Below are 17,094 nucleotides of genomic sequence, written 5' to 3' on the forward strand. Positions count from 1 at the left end.
TTGCGCGCTACGAGATTGATTCCCGCGCGGGCCGCTTTCTGCTGCTCCCGCTCGATGCGCACGGTCAATCGATGCGAGAGATCTACGAATCGTGGTATGCCCAGGCAGTCGCTCCACACCCCGAACGGGTAGCAGCACTCCAACGCGTCATCGAGCTTGCGTGCCTTGCCTACCCAGGTTCGATTGCGTCTAATTTCGTGATGATTCGCTTTGCGGATAGCGTGGAAGACTTGGATGAAGACCGCTGCGTCAGTGAAGGTGAGCGCGACGAGGCAATCGGGGCCTTCGAAGGTTTGCTGAACGAGTCGGAGATCCAGGACTTCCGTGTCCGCGCCGCTGGCTTCATCCGCGGTCAGATGTGGGACGACCGGGCGCCAGCGTGGCATCCAACCTACGCGGGAGAGCGATCACGCCATTGGATCGCTTGGCGTGCCCATGAGCTTGGTTGGACACAGGAACGCTTTGCTGATTTTGATCGGCGAGCGACGAGTCCCGGCCGAATGGAGCACAGGCTCGAACGGATCGGCAAGAAATATCAATGGATTGCGTTTCACGAATTGATGGGACGTTTATCTGACATCGCACTCGTGGACAGGAGCTTCCGGGAAGAGCCGGAGGTCTATCAGGGACCGTGGCAGGTCGATACTCGAGAGATGGATCCGACCATCCTTGTGACCCGCACGACACAAGAAAAGTGGTACTCGGACCGAACGGGCGCGACTTGGTGGTCACCCCATACCTCACGCTGGCGAGACGATCCGCCAGAGGCACGCATTGCTTGGATGCAAGATCAGTCGTGGGATGTGCCCGATCCCATCGCGCAACTCGATGTCACGGACCCGCACGGCAAGCGGTGGCTGGTGCTGGACATCAATGTCGGTCGCAATCAGTGGGTGATGGTCGACGGGGAACGCACGATTCATCGTATGACGTGGCACAAAATCAGATCGGCTTTGGTCTCTCGCGACGACGTCAGTCGTCTGGAGACGAACTTTCGGAACGCACGGAACGATCACATGTTCGACCCCAGAACTGAGGTGCGCGGGGATGGCTATCTGGGCGAGTACCCTTGGCATCCGGCATTCAACGACATCGACAGAGAATGGGCAATCGGCGACAACGACTCGGTCCCGATTCAGGCGACCGTCGCCGACTGGTTCGTGGAGCGTTCAGGCCACAACTATTCGATTGAAGACAGCTTCAATCTCATGATTCCCGCGCCTGCGGTGATGTGGGGTCTCCGGCTCCGCCTCGCGGAAGGGCGCTCCCTCAGTTACGCAACCCTTGACGGCAGAGTTCTCTTCAAAGATCCGTCAGAGATCGAACCAGGGTTCAGCGCGGCCGTCGTCGACCGTGATGCGATGCGCGCCTTCCTCGACGCCGAAGGGCTTGAGATAGTCTGGTTTTTCACTGGGGAGAAGAGCGCGCACGGCGGGCGACCACATGGAAGGGGATGGGGCGGTGAACTCAGGTATCGGGGTTCGTATCGCTTCAACGGAGGTTCCATTGTGGGGAGTCTCAACTTCGACCGAGCAGAACCGAGTCGCGAACAGCTCAAGGAATTTCTAACGCATCCATAATCGTCCGCTGATGGAGTTTCGGAGGCCGTTCAGAGTATCTGGCACGCGTTGTTTCATTCGGAGCTTCTGCTTCGAAAGCTCGCTGCCAAGCAACTGCTTTGGTCCTACAGGTCGGCTTTTGGCCGCTATGTGAAGCTTCACATAGCGGCCACTATGTGTAGTTCGCAACTATGTGAAGTTCCCGGCCACTGGCATCGCAAGTCACTGTTTTTACTCGCTTGGCGCGAGCCGAATGGAGTTGAAGCTTCACATAGTTCTTCAACTTTCTCGAAGTTGGCTGCCACGGCAGGAAACCGCGATGAAGCCTGCCGGCCAACACCCCGACTCAAACAAAGGCAAGGATTCCAGTGCCCGCACGGACGGCCGCTGGCCCAACTGTGCGCCGACCCAACGACCTCGCACTTTCGACCCGTGGGCCGCGGTGCCCGCGTTCAGCGACGGCTTGAAACTATGTGAAGGACCGTCTGGCCCCAACGTAGGCCAGCTCTGGAGTCGGCATGCGAACTTCACATAGTTGGCAACTACACATAGTGGCCGACAACTGCCGTCGCGCCGAAGCGCGTGAGCTTCCGCAGTAGACCAGATAGCTGACATGCCGCCGGCCTGCGATGGAAAGGTCAGCGGAGGAGTCACGCTTTGGCCAGGGGACGCTGCGAAATGGGAGATAAACTCGTTCGGGCGCATGCAGGTCGCTGAGCCCTAAGCGTTACTCCACGCCGACGGCCTTGAACACCGCATCCAACGGGTCGGCATAGAACGAGGTCTGGAACTTCGCGAACAGCTCGCCGGGGATGCTGGGGATATCGCCGACGCTGGCCATTGGCAGCAGGATGCGCTTGGCGCCGGAGTCGAAGGCCACCTGCAGGCACTCGGCCAGGTTCTCGACCGGAACCACGCTGCCGCCGAGGCTCATGTCGCCGAGCACGACCAGCTGGGCCTGCACTGGTTTCGACAGTACACCCGAGCACAGGGCGACGAAGCTCGGCAGCGTCATGGCCTTGGTGGGGCCGGTGTTGTGCAGCTCGACGGTGTGCAGGTGGTAGTCGTGGTCGCCGGCCTTGGTCATGCTACTGACACGGCTCAGGTTGGCCTTGAAGTAGTCATAGGCGACCTTCACCGCCTCCTTGGCCGCGCTGCTTGATCCCAAGCCCGACGCATTGAACTTGCCGTTGCCGGCCGTGGTCTGGGTCTCCAGCCGGTATAGGCCCAGGTGCCCGCCGCTGCCGGTGGCGATGGTGTGCAGCACGCCGGGGTTCAGCGGGCCGTCCGGGATCAGCTTGTCGCCCCCCTGCTCGGGGACACTGACGAAGGTCTCCTCCAGCGTCTCCTGGTCGATATAGGAGAAATGCACGTCGTAGAATTCCATGCCGCCGATCTTCTTGAGCTGCTCCTTGACCCGGCGGCGGCCCTCCAGTGCGTACTCGAGGCAGCGGCGAACCGCCTCCTTGTCGTAGTCGCCGGCGGGATACAGCAGCTTCAGCATCCCTGACACGGTGCGGCGCACGGCGATGCTGTCGCGTTGGTTCAGGTTGTTGCCCAGCTTGAACCAGCGGTCGACGGCGTCGGAGAAGTTGCGCTTGCGCATCTCGCGCATGAGCTCGGCCAGATAGTCCGTGATCAGACCGAACTGGTTGGTGAAGAGCTCCGGGCGCATCTTCGGCACCTCCCAGCCTGGGATGTAGGCATGGAAGCGGTCGAAGAAGGCGGAGTCGATCATCGACTCGGGAAACGGCGCTAGTAGGTGGCTGGTCTTCACAAGCGTGTCCACCGGCTGGTTGATGTTGCCGACGAAGACCATGCTGGCCGAGGCCTGGATGGCATCGCGGCCGCGGGCGAAGGAGCCGGAGGCCATGAAGTCCTTCATGATCTGCACCCCGTCGTTGTCCTTGAACGAGATCCCGGCCACCTCGTCGAAGGCCACCAGGTCCCACAGGCCCACCAGCCCGACGGTGCGCCGGGCCATGTTGTAGAACAGGTTGGCTACCGTGGTCTGACCGCCGGAGATCAGGATGCTGTTCGGGCTGATCTCCTTGTAGATGTGGCTCTTGCCGGTGCCCCGCGGCCCCAGCTCGCAGCAGTTGTAGTTGTTCTCGACGAAGGGGACCATCCGCGCCAGCAGGTGCCACTTGACCCGCTCGTCCAGGTTGGCGGGCTCCATGCCGGTGGAGCGGCACAGCACGTCGAGCCATTGGTCTTCGGTGAAGCCTCGGCGGCCTTCGAATAAGCCCTCCAGGTCCATGTTCGGCATCTGGATCGGCTTCAGGTCGCCGATGCTGAAGGGGGAGCCCTTGCTCCCTTCCTCGTAGAAGTAGTGCACGGTGACGATGCACCAGATGCCGCCCACCAGCAGCTTCTCGAACTGCTTGACGTAGCTGCCGGAGATCTCCGCGTCCTTGACCCCGAGGTTCGAGAGCAGGGCCTCGTAGACGTCACGCTTCTCGTTCAGGCGCACCGTCACCTTGTCGATGACCTTGTAGCTGCCCCGCTCCTTGATCTTGGACTTGACCTTCTCCGCCTCGTCCGGGCGCACATAGTTGTCGGCCAGGATCGTCTTCACCGTCTGCAGGCCGTCGCGGATGATCTCCTCGTCATTGGAGGCGCAGTACATGCCGAGCAGGTACTCCAGCACGTACACCGGCACGTTCGCGCCTTCCTTGATCAGCTTGGTCAGGTCCTTGCGGACCACCTTGCCGGCGAAGTGGCGGTTGAGGAGCTCGTCGAGCATTTTTTAGTGGGTAGTGGATAGTGGATAGTGGGTAGTAGCGCGGAGCGTTTCACTGGAGACGCTTGAGCAGGACAGCGAGCATCTTTTGGATCTCTGTGAGCAGCGAAAACGCGACTTTCGTTTCTACCGCCGTTGCATATTGAAGCCTTACAGCAATCGTGAGCTGGGTTTCGACCTCCGCTCTTGATCCCTTCGCGATCGACAGGAAGTTCCGGAAATCCGCTTTCGACTGCCGCGCTTGACCTTCTGCGATATTCGACGGAATCGATACCGCAGCCCGACGAATCTGGTTCGTCAGACCGTACAGCTCGTCCCGTGGAAAGGCGCGCGTTAAACGATAGACCTCGATCACAAGGTCCATCGCCTTCTGCCAAACGATCAACTCGCGGTAATCTTGAATGCCCACCGACACCACTCTCAACCTATCCACTAACCACTAACCACTAACCACTAACCACTTCTTCAAAAATCATTACTGAACGCCAGGTCGATGGTCACGTCAAAGCGCGCCTCCTCCACCCTCGTCTCGGCATCACGCAGGATCAACTGGTAGACGCGCTTGCTGTCGAAGTGTCGTCCCTCCAGGGTCAGACTCAGGGTCTTCTTCCACTGGTTCATGTCCTCGGAGGTGCTGTCGAAGGTCAGGGTCTCGACGTTGGTGACGGGGTTGTCGCCGTCGTAGATGGCGGCCTTCAGGGTCAGCGGCTTGACCCGCCCGCCGACGGCCTCGGTCTGGATGAGCTGGAAGCGGTGCCGGTTGGTGGTGACCTTGAAGTTGCTGCCGAGCACGCTGACGCCGACGGTGCGGCTCTTGGTCTTCTCCGCCTTGCCGCCGTCCTTCACATGCTGCACACGGATGACCGGCACGGCGATCTCCTGCGGCATGGCCCCGCCGTGGACGAAGCGCGAGCCGCCGACGAAGTGGAAGCGGTTGGCGCCCTTGGGCACCCAAAACTCCATGTCGCCCTCGGCACCGGCCGTCGTGGCAGTGCTGCCATGATAGGCCTTGTCGTCCTCCGGTAGGTTCCGCCCGAGCAGATAGCGCTTTTTCGCCAGCACCGTGCCAGGGGGCTTGTTCCCTAGGCTGCTCTTGTCGACTTGCCCAAGCGGTGTCTCCTGGAACAGGAAGCCGTGGTCTGCGGTGATGAGGACGTGGTTGCCGTTCAGGCTGTCGACGACCTTGCCCACCAGGTCGCACAGCTCGTCGATGGCCTTGCGCACGGCGGCGAACGTGTGGTCTTCCGTGGCTGCACTGTCGCCTACCGCATCCACCTGGTTGTGATAGATGTAGACCACCCGGAAGGGCTTGACGAAGGCACGGCCCTCATCCTTCTTCATGGCCATGAGGTCCTCGGCCTTGACCGCTACCCCCTGAACGGCCTCCAGCACCTTGGATCGCTGCTCCAGTGAGGCGCACGGCAGGCCGTCGAGCCGGATCGTGCCGCCCTCGTCGTAGGCGAGGACCCTGTGCGACAGCAGCGCGGCCATGCCCAGTGCGGTGTAGGACGGCAGCACCCCGAGCTGTGCCGACAGCTCCGCCGTGAACCGATACTTGCCGTTGAGCAGTGCCGCCAGCTCCTGCGCGGCCTCGTAGCGAAAGGCGTCGCTGATGATGACGAAGACCCGGCGGTCCGGTGCCTTGGCCAGCACCGGTGCCACTTCACGCTCGTAGAACGCCTGCTGGTTGGGCACGCTGTCCAGCCGCCACAGCTTGAGCAGGCCGTTCTCTAGGTGCCTGTTCCAGGCCAGGGCCAGGTCGGCCAAGAAGCCGTTGCCGTAAGTCTGCTCGATCTGCTCCCTCAATGCCTTCAGGATGTCCCAGTCGCGGGACTCTGCGTCGTCCGCGGCCTCGCAGAAATGGCGGTAGTGTTGATCGAACCGATACAGGCTGCCGGTGTAGGCGCTGAACAAGGCGCTGGCGTCCGGTGGCGTCTGGGTGCCGGCGTGCTCGTTGCGCAGCGCAAACAGCTCGGCTGCGGCCTGCAGGGCCTGGTAGACGGCATGGAGCGCCCGGCGGGGTGCGGTGCGGGTATCCGCCAGCCCCGGCGTGGCCCAATAACCGTTCTGCCGGCGCGAGGCGATGTCGCGGACGACCTCGGGCTTGATGGTCGCCGCCGTCTCCAGCACCCGGTCACGCAAGCGCCTGGCGACGGCCTGCTCCACCACCAGGAAGGTCTTCACGTCGACCAGGTCGGCCATCGCCAATGGGCCGAGGTGCTGCTCCAGCTTGATGGCGTCGGCCACCGCGGCCGAGAGCGCCTCGTAGGAGGCCCCGCGCGTGCTGCTGTCGCGCCACTGTGCCAGGCAGTTCACGGCGTTGGCGGTGCCCTGACGCGAGAGCGTGAGATGCCTCAGGCCCTCCGGCAGCGGCGCATGGCAGGCATTGTCGAAGTCGGAGACCAGCAGCCGGATCAGCAGGTTCTTGAGGCTCGGCGTCTCGTCCCGATAGCCAAAGTGGCTTGCGACCAGGGTCCATAAGGCCGGCTGCACGCCATACTTCTCCAACTCCGCCCAGGCGGGGGGCGGCGCGTCGAGATTGCCGTCGGGGACAGCGTCGAACAGAGAAATCAGGATATTGAAGAGCTCCGGCTGATCCGCCCTGGCGAGCACCGCGATGATCTTGCGGTCGATGTCGATCCCGGTGTCCGCGGGGCTGATGAGCTTCTTCAGCCGTTCCAGCCGCTCCCGGCTGGCGAAGAACTTGGCCCGGTCGGCAAGGTGCCGGCGCAGCGCCTGCTGGGTGAGCCCCAGCTCGGCGAGCAGCATCGAGGCCCGGTCGGCGCTGAAGCTCGCGCTATACAGGCGGATGTCGAGCAGCCAGTCCTGGTGGGGCGCCGGGGGCTCGAAGGGGGCGTAGAGCAGGTAGCGGCCGCGCGGGTCCTCTTGCTCCAGGCGGACTTTCACCTCAAGCGCTGGTTGCTCGTCGAGGCGCAGCAGCGAGACGCCATCGAGGGCAAGCTCGCCGACGACCTCCTCGAACTCGCGGTCCGGGTCATGCCAGAAGACGAGGCGGCGGTGTTGGTGCTCGAACTGTTCGCCGAGTGCGTCTCGTATGCGTTTGGTATCCACCGAACGTCCTACCAGAGGCGGGTCACGGGGTAAGCGTCGAGCGCCGGATCAGCACTGACCAGCGGGATCTCTTCGGAAATCGCCTGGGCCACGAGGAGCCGGTCGAACGGGTCCCGGTGGTGAAACGGCAGATCGATCAGGGCGGCGGTATGCTGCGGCTCGATGGGCAAGATACGGAAGTCATTGCCGGCCAGTTGTCGCGCCATAAAGTCCGCGTAGGACTCAGGCAGTGCGTACTTGCCCAGGCTGATCTTGATAGCAATCTCCCAGTAGGACGCCGGACTAATCTCAACCGCATTGTCCCCATCCGCGATCAGCGCCTTAGCCCGCTCCGACAGCTTCGGATCGTCAAGGATGAACCAAAGAAAGGCATGGGTATCCAGCAGCAGCCTCACGGCATGTAGCCCCCGAAGTCCTGCAGGTGCGCATCGTCTTCGACGAGCACGGTCAGCCGTCCGCGGGCACTGCCCGGCGTGCGAGAGCCGCGCTTCGTTGGCACCGGCCCAAGCAATCGAGCGACGGGGCGCTTGCCCTCGACGATGACGACCTCGTCGCCTTCTCCGAGGCCATGCACGATCTCGGGGAGCTTGGCCTGGACCTCATCGAGGCTGATCTGGATGGGTGTCGACATGCTGATGTTCCTCTAGCGAGCTATTCCGCGCTCTTGCCCGTCACGGCCTTCACCTCGGCGAGCAGGTTGCCGAACTTGCCGTAGTTGACCTTGACGCCGTCGTCCAGGTCGAGCGCGATGCGCTGGTCGGCGTAGTGGCGGAGTTGCTCGTCGAAGTGGCGCAGCTCGTCGAGCTGTTTGCCGAGCTTGTCGCGTTCCTTCTGTAGGCGCTTGGCCTGGGCACCGCTGCTGGCGGCCTCGATGTCGTCGGCCAGGGCGTCGATGCGGGCGGCGATCTTGCTTTGCAGCGGCACGACGTACTCCATGCGCATGCGGGCGAGCGTGCCCTCGTTATAGCGGTGGAGGTACACGAGGCACTGGAAGGCCTTCTGCTTGCCGCTGGAGAAGCACCAGTAGATGGGCCGCTTCTTGTAGGTCTGCAGGTGGTCCTTGAAGAACTTGTCCGCGAGGTAGCGGCGGAGGGTGTCGCGGCTGGACTCGCTCTTCTTGGGGGAGAGGTTGGCGGCGAGGAAGTTGAGGTTTTCTTCCAGGTTTTTAGTGGATAGTGGATAGTGGTTAGTGGATAGAGGGGGCTTGCTGGTCGCCCCTTCTTCACTATCCACTATCCACTTTTCACTATCCACTTCTCCAAAAGCCACCGAGATGAACTCGACGACGCGGTGGGTGGCGTCGTCGTCGAACCAGTCGGTGTCGGTGATCGGGATGATGCCGTCTTCGTCGGGACGGAATTTTTTAGTGGATAGTGGATAGTAGTTAGTGGATAGACCTCCGCCGCCGGCGCTCGCGGCAAGCTCTTTATCCGCTATCCACTTTTCATTATCCACGTCTTCCCCATTCCAGATTTCCCAAAAGCGTTCGTTCCCCGAATGCGCGTAGATCAGCCCCGGCCGGTCCAGCCGATACCGCCCCATCGCGCAGCCGATGGCGTAGGAGACCAGCTCCTTCATGGTATCCTCACGGAAGCGGCTCTCAAGCTCTTCACCGAAGTCTCTATCCACTATCCATTTTGCACTATCCACTTTCTTCCCATAGCGATAGGCGGGGTTGACCGTGAGCGTGATCTGCTCGATCGGGACATCTGGCGTCAGCTCGTCTTGCAGGCCGTAGGCATCGATGAAGAGGCGGTTGTTCTCCTCTTCGAGGCGCTTCATCTCGGCGATGGTCTCGCGGCTCTCGGTGATCCAATTACAATAGCTGCATTCGAGGTTCGGGATTGGTTCTAGCGATGCCCCTAAGAGTGGGAGGGATTGGAAATCCCAGGAGCGCTCGTAACCGTCCCAATCGGCCTGCGCGAGGCTTATCGTTGAAGATACTATAGAAGATAGAGATGTCCTGTTGCTTGGAGCTGCCAATGGTAGAGAGCCAATGGTTCCTACTTCGAAGTTGAGGGTTGGGCTCAGAAACTGAAGGAAAAGCAGGGATACGTTTGATAGCAGCGCAGCTAGAACAAGGTTCCGATGCTCCGCCTCGGGAAAAGCGGATGAGCCGCCGGTAGCAAAAAGAAATCCCTCCGGTGCGTACCGCGCACTAAATGCTGCACTGCTAACACTCGACCAAGTGACCGATTCGCGGAAATAACAGTCCATGCTCCGGATATTGCGGCTAGGGGAACCATATAGCTCAGTATTCAGAGAAAGAATCCTTTTTCCGTCGTTCTCCCAATCAACCACAAAATCGTTGTTGCCCCACCACCGCCGAAAAGACCCGCCTTTGTTACACGGAAACCATCTCTTTCGGGACGCTAAGGACTCGCTTCTGGAGGCACATCTAAAACCTATTCGATCGATACCTACTTCAAACCAGTGACGCATGAAGCGAGCATTGTCTCCGGTAGTCATAGGAAGCCGGGTGTTCCCGACCCCTGACAATGTGGGATAGTTCAGGAACGCGTCCAGCATCCTGGGAGTTGCCCAATACGCTACTGGATTGCCGGGGATCTTCGTGAAATCGTCTTGGGACGTCTCAAAAAACCACCCACAATCACGGCGCCGAATGGCTTCAAGCGTTTTAGAACCTTGGCTCTCTGATCCACGAAAATCAGAGAGCCGAATGAAGCATCCCTTTTGCCCTGTCACATGCCCCTCTTGCAGGGTGAAGGTACAGATGGGAACGGTCGCGCCTTCGAATCCCGAGTACTCAAGCTGCACAAGGGAAGTTATGGTCTCATCGTTGATGAGCCGCGACCGGAGATGTTCATGGCTTGAGACGAACATCCAGACGAACGGTGACATGAAACCCAGGCGGCCATGCGGTTTGCTAAACGCAAGGTCACGGTCGATGAATGCAGAGAAAACATCCTTTTCGTATCTGTCGTAGTGATCTTTCAAAAACTTCTTGAGGACAGGTACGTGGAACTTGCTCCCAATATAGGGCGGGTTCGCCACGACGGCGCCGTACTGTGCCATCAGTAACTCGGCCTGCTGTACCAGCAGCCCCAATCTTTCGAGGTCTTCCAACACAAACAGATCCTGGTTGGTCGCCTCGCTCAGCCTCTTCAACGCCGGCAGCTTGGTGCCCAACGCCTCCGACACTTGAATCAAAGACCCAAAGGTCGTCGCGTGCTCGAACAATCGCTTTAGATCCGTGAGGTCTACTGGCCTCAGCCCGCATCCGGCCAGATCTACACTCTCCGCCAACTGCTCCGCATCGAACCCCGCGCTATCGACCAGCGCCATCACATTGAGCGTCAGCTCCCGCTCGAAGAGCCGTCGATCATCCTCCCTCGCCTTCATCATCAACGCGAACCCCGCGAGCTGCGCCGCGCGCGGGTCGATATCCAGCCCGTACAAGTTCTTCTCCAGGATCAAGCTGGGAATGTCCCGCGGCCGATACCCGCGCTCCAGGTAGATCGCCTTGAACAGCTCGTAGGCCTCGACCAGGATGTGCCCGGACCCGCAGGCCGGGTCCATCAGCGTCAGCTCTTCGGGGTTGAGGCTCTTCGGCGTGATGGCGTCGAGCTGGGCCTGGACCTCGGGGGTCTGCTCGGCAGGCTCGATGTAGTAGTCCATTTGCCCTTTGAGCGGGGAGTCCGGATAGGTGGCGAGCCACTGCGCCCCCAGCGAGTTCTGGACCATGTACTTGACGATCCAGTTGGGCGTGAAGAGCTGGGTGGCGGCGGGGATGTCCTCGCTCTTCACCACCTTGCCGATGACTTGGTCCTTCTTCTCCGAGATGTAGAACTGGTAGAGCCAGCCGATGATCTCGATCTGCTGCCAGTCTTCCTCCGGGATGGCGGTGACCAGCTCGCGGATCAGGGAGTCGGTCTGGAGCAGGCGGTCCGGCAGCAGCAGCTCGGTCTCGTCGTCCACCGGCTCGAACAGGAAGGGCATGGCCTGGTGCAGGGCGCGGCACTGGGCCAGCAGCAGGTCCCGGTACAGGGCTTCGTCCTGGGTACCGTCCATCTTCAGCGCGATGACGCGCTCGCGGTCCAGGCCTGGCAGCTCGACGTGCTGGGCCTGCTCCAGGATCTCCGGCAACGCGCCGCCAGAGGGATGGCTCAGCACCCGGAAGCTGTGGTCCAGGTAGCCGTGCAGCTCCATGAAGCGGATCGCGGCAAAGCGGTTGAACCAGGTGTAAGCGGCGGCCTCCATGACCTGCTCGAAGCCGTGCTGTCGAATCCGCTCGACGAGGCGCTGCCGTTGGCGGCCGACGGTCTTCGGGTACGCCTGCCCGTCGATAAATACAAGCTCGCCCTCTTCCCGGTTGGGCTTGATCTCCTTGGCGGTCAGCCCGAAAGCAGCGGCGCGGCGGGTGACGGCGGCGATGAAGTCGCGGCGGGCCTTGGGGGCGTAGGTGTTGAGCTTGGTGGTTTGCACTGAAGAAGTGGTTAGTGGTTAGTGGTTAGTGGTTAGTGGTTAGTGGTTAGTGGGTTGATCGTTAGGGCTTCAGCAGGTCATCCACGGAGAGGCCGATGTCTTTGGCGATTTGCCGCAGAAGGATTGGCGACACATCGCGGCCCGGGTGGAAGGGCACGGTCGTACAGCGTCCGTCGGGATGACGGAACTGTTTGTGCGAGCCCTTTTGGCGAGCCTCTTCGAAGCCTAATGCCTCAAGCAACGCAACGACTTCTCGGGGCTTGAGGACTGGCAGCCTGCCCATCGCTACGCGACAACGATGGTCTGGGTACCGACGAACTCCGAGTCCAATAATGGAGGGCCGTCTTCCGACAACAGAGAGACTACCTCCTTGAGATTTTCGGCGAGTGCATCGAGCGTTTCCGCTTGGGAGTGGGCACCCGGGAAGCCGGGGATATACCCGACATACAGACCGGTGTCGGGGCACTTTTCGACGATCGCGGTGTAGTTTTGCATCAGGATGCTATCTCATTCGTTTTTGGCGCTTCCTTCGGGAGATAGGTGACGCCTGTGTGGCCTTCGAAAGTCATCTATTCGTACCGTTCCAGTCGATCGGTCCGGTCTCGGTAGTTGCTGGTATCGGCGCCTTTGGCGATTCCCCGCATCTGTGCCAGATCCGGGATGGGCACCAGTGAAATGATGTCGCCCTTGGTGATGACGGCAAACTTCTGGCCAGTCTGGAGGTGCAGCTCCTCGCGCACGGCCTTGGGGATCGAGAGCTGAAACTTGCTGGAAAGGGTGACGGAGGTCATGGCGTTGTCCAGTGGGGCGGAAGATCGATCGGTGATTAGTAAAATCTAGCACTCACCGAACGTCGATGCGATCGCCGGCGGCGATGATCTGCTCCAAGGCCTCACGCAGCGTGCTGAGGTCGGTCTAGGCAACGTCCGGCGTCACCAGCGCGGCGCCGCGAAGCTTGCTCAGGCGCTTGTCGAAGGTGTGCAGCGGGACATCGCGGGCGCGGCAGCCGGCCAGGATCAGGCAGTCGGCATAGTCGGCATTGGCGCCGCGGAACAGGTCCAGGGCGCGCTGGCAGCCGTCGGCGTCTTCCTGGACAAAGGCCTGATTCAGCGCCAGGTGATCCAGCGCCTCGACGATGGTCTGCTTGGACAGCCGGTAGCCGCTCTCCAGCACCCAGACTGTCTCCACCTGGACGACGGTGGGCACGAACACCTGGCGGGCCTCGCTTGCCAGCGACCGCGCCGCGGCCACCTGGCCGGGCTGCTCGGGGTCATCCGCCAGGATGCGCACGAGGACGTTGGTATCGACGGCGATCAACGGCCCGCCCGGTCCCGGATGACCTGGTCCATCTGATCCGTGGTGAGCGAGCGGTCGGGCTTGCAGATCCCGAAGGCGGCCTCGACCCGGTTTTCCTTGCGCACCAGCCGCACCTCGTCGCCCTCGACGACGAAGGCGACCCGGTCGCCGGGGTGCAGGCCGAGCCGCTTGCGCACGTCGGCGGGAATGGTGACCTGGCCTTTGCTGGTCAGCGTGGAGGTTTGCATGGGCCTACTCCCGGCAAGTAATACCTGGGGCTTAGTGTATTACCTCAGCAGGCGCTTGCAACAAGCGGCTCCATGCCATTACCGGACCTCGATGCGATCACCGTCGGCGATGGCCTTCTCCAGCGCGGTGCGCAGCTTGTCGAGGTAGGCGTCGACGTCGCCCTGGCTCTCCAGGTAGGGCTTGGGTGTGAGTGCCGCCGCCTGGATGACGCGCCGCGGCTTGACGTAGGGCTTGGATGGCTTGTCGTTGACGTCGCCGCCGGTGGCCTGTTTCTGCTGCGCCTTCGCCCAGGCCTCGATTCTGGCGAATGCCGCGTCGGCCAGGTCCACGGCGCTTGCCGCAGCCTGGGCGATGTGGGCGATGCTGGTCTGGGTCTCGATACGCGCCTTGAGCTGTTGCAGCGGATACAGGCACTGGTTGCGCAGATCGCCGCCGGCCTTGGCGTCGTCCAGCTCCACCTGGACCTTGGCGAGCTGGGCGTCGATGGCCGGGCGCACCTGGTCGCGGTGTTTTGCGACCAAGGCGTCGTTGACCTGCTCGATGGTCTGGATCAGGCCCTCAGCCTCCTTCACCAGGCCGTAGGGGGCCGGCGCGGTGAGGATCTCCTGGATGCGGGTCAGCGCCCTCGACGCGGTGTCGTCCTGATCCAGCCAACTCCGGTTCGGTTGGAAGCGGGCCTCGGCCTGGCGCAGCTTGTCCCAGGTCTGGCGTTGATGCTCAAAAAAGTTGCGCAGCTCGTGGACATCGTCGGAGAGGTCCAGCAGGTCGGCTCTTCGCTCCAGGAAGTTGCCGATCAGGCCAAAGCTCTCGGTCTCGGCCAGCAACTTGTTGATGACGCCGAGGGCGTCGGCGATGGGCTGGCTGCCGGGGTAGTTGCCGGTGTCGGCCAGGGTCTTGTAGCTGGTCAGATCGCCGCGCCAGCGGCCCAATTGCTCGCGCAGATGCGCATCCAGGGCGTCCTCGCCGTCCGGGGCGATGCTGCCGAAGACGTCCTTGGCCAGGTTGCGGGCCTCCTGCAGCTTGCCGCTGTCGACGGTCTTGCGCTTGACGACGGTGATGCGCCGCCACTTGCTCGGCGAGGTGATGGCCTCGAAGGCCTTGTCGAGGGCGAGCACGCCGCCGTCCATGACCAGGCTGATGTCGCCGCGGCGCACCAGGCGCGCCACCAGCAGCACCACCTCCCATTCCGGCCAGCCGTAGGGGCGGCGGCCGAAGCGCTCCTGCACCAGGTCTTCGAGCAGGATCTGGCGGTTGGCGCTGGCGGCCAGCTCGATGTATTGCGCCACCTCGTCGATGGCCTGCAGGTTGCCCTGGCCGGCCTCCAGCGAGAAGCCGAGGTCGTCCACGTCGGTGGCGCTGAGCACGGCCTTGATCTCGGCCTGGGGGTTGGCGGAGAGGTGGCTCAGGTAGCCGAGCTTATTGAAGCTGTTGCGGACCAGATAATTGAGCCCGTCGGCGACGGCGTTGGCCGCGGTGCCGGCCTTGGTCTGCAGGGGCTGCCCGGCGGCACAGCAGGCCGCCTCCTTGCAGAGCTGCTCCAGTTGGCGCACCAGGCGCTGGCGGCGCTCGCGGTTCTCCTCGTAGCGCTCGCGCAGGATGCGCTGCGTGGTGTGCGACGCCGTGCCGTCGTTCTTGCGCCCAACGTACTTGTCGGTCTGGATGTGGGTGCGGACCTCCCGCGCCAGGGTCTTGTCGTCGTCGAGCCGGATGATCAGCGCGCCGCCGTCGGCGGAGCTGTTCAGAATGCACCTGGCCTCGTCGTAGAGGGCGTAGTCGTCGGCCAGCGGCGTGATCACGGACAGCACCAGGTCGCCGTCGGTGCGAGTGCCGTGGGGGTGCAGGTCGCACAGGCGGGTCAGGCCGAAGTCCTTGTTGTTGTCCGGGAAGCGGTGCTTGCGCAGGCCCTTCAGCACGTCCTCGAAGAGCAGCTCGGCCAGGAACTTGATCTCCTCGGCGGGGCTCAGGTCCACGTCCTTGATCTCGCGGCTGACGTCGCGCTCCTCGTTGGTCAGAAAGAAGAAGTCCTCGCCGTTGCGCCCGACCAGGGTCTCCTTCTCCAGCCGCTGCAGGCTCGTCTCGATCTGCCGGCGCAGCGCCAGGCGGTCGGCGTCGATGCGGTCCACGAACAGCGTCACCAGATTGTCGACGTTGCCGCGGATCTCGTCGACATAGCGGATCAGGAACAGGGTCTTCAGCACCAGCACGTCGAAGGGGTCGAGCTTGTCGTTGCCTTCGGCGTTGTCGATGGTGGACTTGACGATGCCTTCGAGGAAGCTCTCGATGGCCGGGTAGAAGCGATGCAGCGGCACCAGCACGCCGGTGTCGCTGTCGGCGAGCTGGACGGCGGCGGCCTGGAAGGCATCCAGCATGGAGCGCTCACCGCGGGCCAGGTGCAGGCCGGTGACGCCGTGGCGGCGGATGGCCTCGAAGACCTTCTGCACCAGTTGAAACTGGTAGGGCGCAAACGGGTAGACGTTGGCGAAGTCCTGGGCGTCGGCATAGGGCTTGAAGGTCATGCCGACGTTGCTGAAGCTGAGCTGGTTCTTGAGGATGTCCGCACTGGCGCCGTAGAGGTCCGCCAGCTCGGCGTGGGCGGCCTCGGTCTTGGCCAGCAGGCGCTTTTGGATGACCTCGTCGACGTTGCCGCTGGACAGCGACAGCCGGGTCTTGAAGCGGCCCTGGATCTTGGAGAAGTCATTGGCGCGGGAGGCGCGGACCTCGCCGATGATGGCGTCGATGTCCTCTTGGGAGGTGACCACCACCCAGGCGCGGCCGCCGCAGGCGGTGCCGAGGTTCTCGGCGATGGTCTGCAGGCTCAGCATCAGGTGGGTGTCCTGGCCGATGAACTGGCCGACCTCGTCCACCAGGAAGACGATGCGCTGCTCGGGGCCGCGGCTGTCGAGGTAGTCCCGTACCCAGCCGGCAAAGTTCTCGACGGTGAGCAGCGAGTTGAAGTCCTCTTCGGCGCTGTCGAGCCAGGCGCGGGCACCCTCCGGGCTCTTGCCGAGGGCGTCGGCGAGGGCCTGCACGATCTCGTCGAGGTAGAAGCCGTAGCCGTCGCGCTCCTGCTCCCAGGCGACACCGGCCACGGCGTGGAAGGCGGCCTTGAAGTCCGCGAGCTTGCCGAGGCCGTCAAGCCGGCGCTCCATGTCGGCGACGTGGGGATAATCGCCGCTGTAGCCGAGCTTCTCGTTGAAGACCTTGAGGAACACGCGCAGGATGGCGTCGCGCCCGCTGCTGCTGTCGGCCTTGCTGTCGATGTTGAACAGGATCACGTCGGCGCCGGTGCCGACGGCCCGCTTGATATCGCCGGCGAGCATGGCGTCCTGGATCTTGCCGTCGAAGAAGTCGATGGCCCGGCGTGTCTGGCCCTGGTAGCTGATCTCGCGGTTCTCAAGCAGATAGGAGAGGATCTTCAGGAAGTGCGACTTGCCGGAGCCGAAGAAGCCGGAGATCCACACCCCGATGAGGCCGAGGATGTGCGGGTCGCCGGCGTTGTCCAGGGCGTCGAGAAAGGCGCCGAAGAAGCGGCGGAAGTGGTCGTCCAGCTCCTTGGTGACGACGTATTCGTCCAGCTCCTGCCAGACCGAGGCGGCGTCGTCCTGATCGGCCTTGATGACGCCGTTGATGGGGCGGTCGACCGGCTTGGTGAAGAGGTCCTTGATGAGCATTGGCTTGGAGAAGTGGATAGTGGGAAGCGGGAAGTGGATAGTGGATAGTGGTTAGTTG

13 protein-coding genes are annotated in these 17,094 nt (G+C 62.4%); 1 reads left to right on the forward strand and 12 read right to left on the reverse strand.

Translation table 11 applies throughout. From position 1 onward, the window contains the following. The coding region (locus CKO31_RS15085) for a hypothetical protein (protein WP_200239092.1) at window positions 1–1,580 on the forward strand (1,580 nt) is incomplete at its 5' end. A 706-nt stretch (window positions 1,581–2,286) separates the two neighbouring features. Here CKO31_RS15085 and brxL read toward each other — a convergent pair. From brxL to brxC, 12 genes are all read right to left on the reverse strand, one after another. Further along, the gene (gene brxL / locus CKO31_RS15090) at window positions 2,287–4,305 is read right to left on the reverse strand and encodes a protease Lon-related BREX system protein BrxL (RefSeq protein ID WP_200239094.1); all 2,019 of its coding nucleotides are present in this window, start codon (window positions 4,303–4,305) and stop codon (window positions 2,287–2,289) included. A gap of 49 nt (window positions 4,306–4,354) precedes the next feature. Further along, complete coding sequence (locus CKO31_RS15095; RefSeq protein ID WP_322789152.1) at window positions 4,355–4,711, reverse strand: four helix bundle protein; 357 nt, start codon at window positions 4,709–4,711, stop codon at window positions 4,355–4,357. A 56-nt stretch (window positions 4,712–4,767) separates the two neighbouring features. Beyond that, window positions 4,768–7,374: a BREX-1 system phosphatase PglZ type A gene (pglZ, locus tag CKO31_RS15100; RefSeq protein ID WP_200239097.1), complete on the reverse strand. Its 2,607-nt coding sequence runs from the start codon at window positions 7,372–7,374 to the stop codon at window positions 4,768–4,770. A gap of 8 nt (window positions 7,375–7,382) precedes the next feature. Beyond that, complete coding sequence (locus tag CKO31_RS15105) at window positions 7,383–7,769, reverse strand: type II toxin-antitoxin system VapC family toxin (protein ID WP_200239100.1); 387 nt, start codon at window positions 7,767–7,769, stop codon at window positions 7,383–7,385. Beyond that, a complete protein-coding gene (locus CKO31_RS15110) occupies window positions 7,766–8,005 on the reverse strand; it encodes a type II toxin-antitoxin system Phd/YefM family antitoxin (RefSeq protein ID WP_200239103.1) in 240 nt (79 codons plus the stop codon). The genes CKO31_RS15105 and CKO31_RS15110 overlap by 4 nt, the downstream gene beginning before the upstream one ends. Window positions 8,006–8,025: 20 nt before the next feature. After that, window positions 8,026–11,820 (reverse strand): BREX-1 system adenine-specific DNA-methyltransferase PglX, encoded by a 3,795-nt coding sequence (pglX, locus tag CKO31_RS15115; protein WP_200239105.1) that lies wholly within the window; start codon window positions 11,818–11,820, stop codon window positions 8,026–8,028. Window positions 11,821–11,881: 61 nt separating this feature from the next. Next, the gene (locus CKO31_RS15120) at window positions 11,882–12,103 is read right to left on the reverse strand and encodes a type II toxin-antitoxin system HicA family toxin (RefSeq protein ID WP_200239108.1); all 222 of its coding nucleotides are present in this window, start codon (window positions 12,101–12,103) and stop codon (window positions 11,882–11,884) included. 2 nt (window positions 12,104–12,105) lie between these two features. Further along, complete coding sequence (locus CKO31_RS15125; RefSeq protein ID WP_200239111.1) at window positions 12,106–12,315, reverse strand: type II toxin-antitoxin system HicB family antitoxin; 210 nt, start codon at window positions 12,313–12,315, stop codon at window positions 12,106–12,108. Between the two features lie 74 nt (window positions 12,316–12,389). Then, window positions 12,390–12,611 carry an AbrB/MazE/SpoVT family DNA-binding domain-containing protein gene (locus CKO31_RS15130; RefSeq protein ID WP_200239113.1) on the reverse strand — a complete coding sequence of 74 codons (222 nt, stop codon included), beginning with the start codon at window positions 12,609–12,611 and terminating at the stop codon, window positions 12,390–12,392. A gap of 124 nt (window positions 12,612–12,735) precedes the next feature. Next, window positions 12,736–13,137, reverse strand: a complete 402-nt coding sequence (locus CKO31_RS15135; protein WP_200239116.1) for a type II toxin-antitoxin system VapC family toxin — start codon at window positions 13,135–13,137, stop codon at window positions 12,736–12,738. Beyond that, a complete protein-coding gene (locus CKO31_RS15140) occupies window positions 13,134–13,364 on the reverse strand; it encodes an AbrB/MazE/SpoVT family DNA-binding domain-containing protein (RefSeq protein WP_200239119.1) in 231 nt (76 codons plus the stop codon). Before CKO31_RS15140 ends, CKO31_RS15135 begins: the two co-directional genes overlap by 4 nt. 78 nt (window positions 13,365–13,442) lie before the next feature. Next, window positions 13,443–17,036: a BREX system P-loop protein BrxC gene (gene brxC / locus CKO31_RS15145; protein WP_200239121.1), complete on the reverse strand. Its 3,594-nt coding sequence runs from the start codon at window positions 17,034–17,036 to the stop codon at window positions 13,443–13,445. Between the last annotated feature and the right edge of the window lie 58 nt (window positions 17,037–17,094).

This window comes from Thiohalocapsa halophila (assembly GCF_016583825.1).
Classification (GTDB): domain Bacteria; phylum Pseudomonadota; class Gammaproteobacteria; order Chromatiales; family Chromatiaceae; genus Thiohalocapsa; species Thiohalocapsa halophila.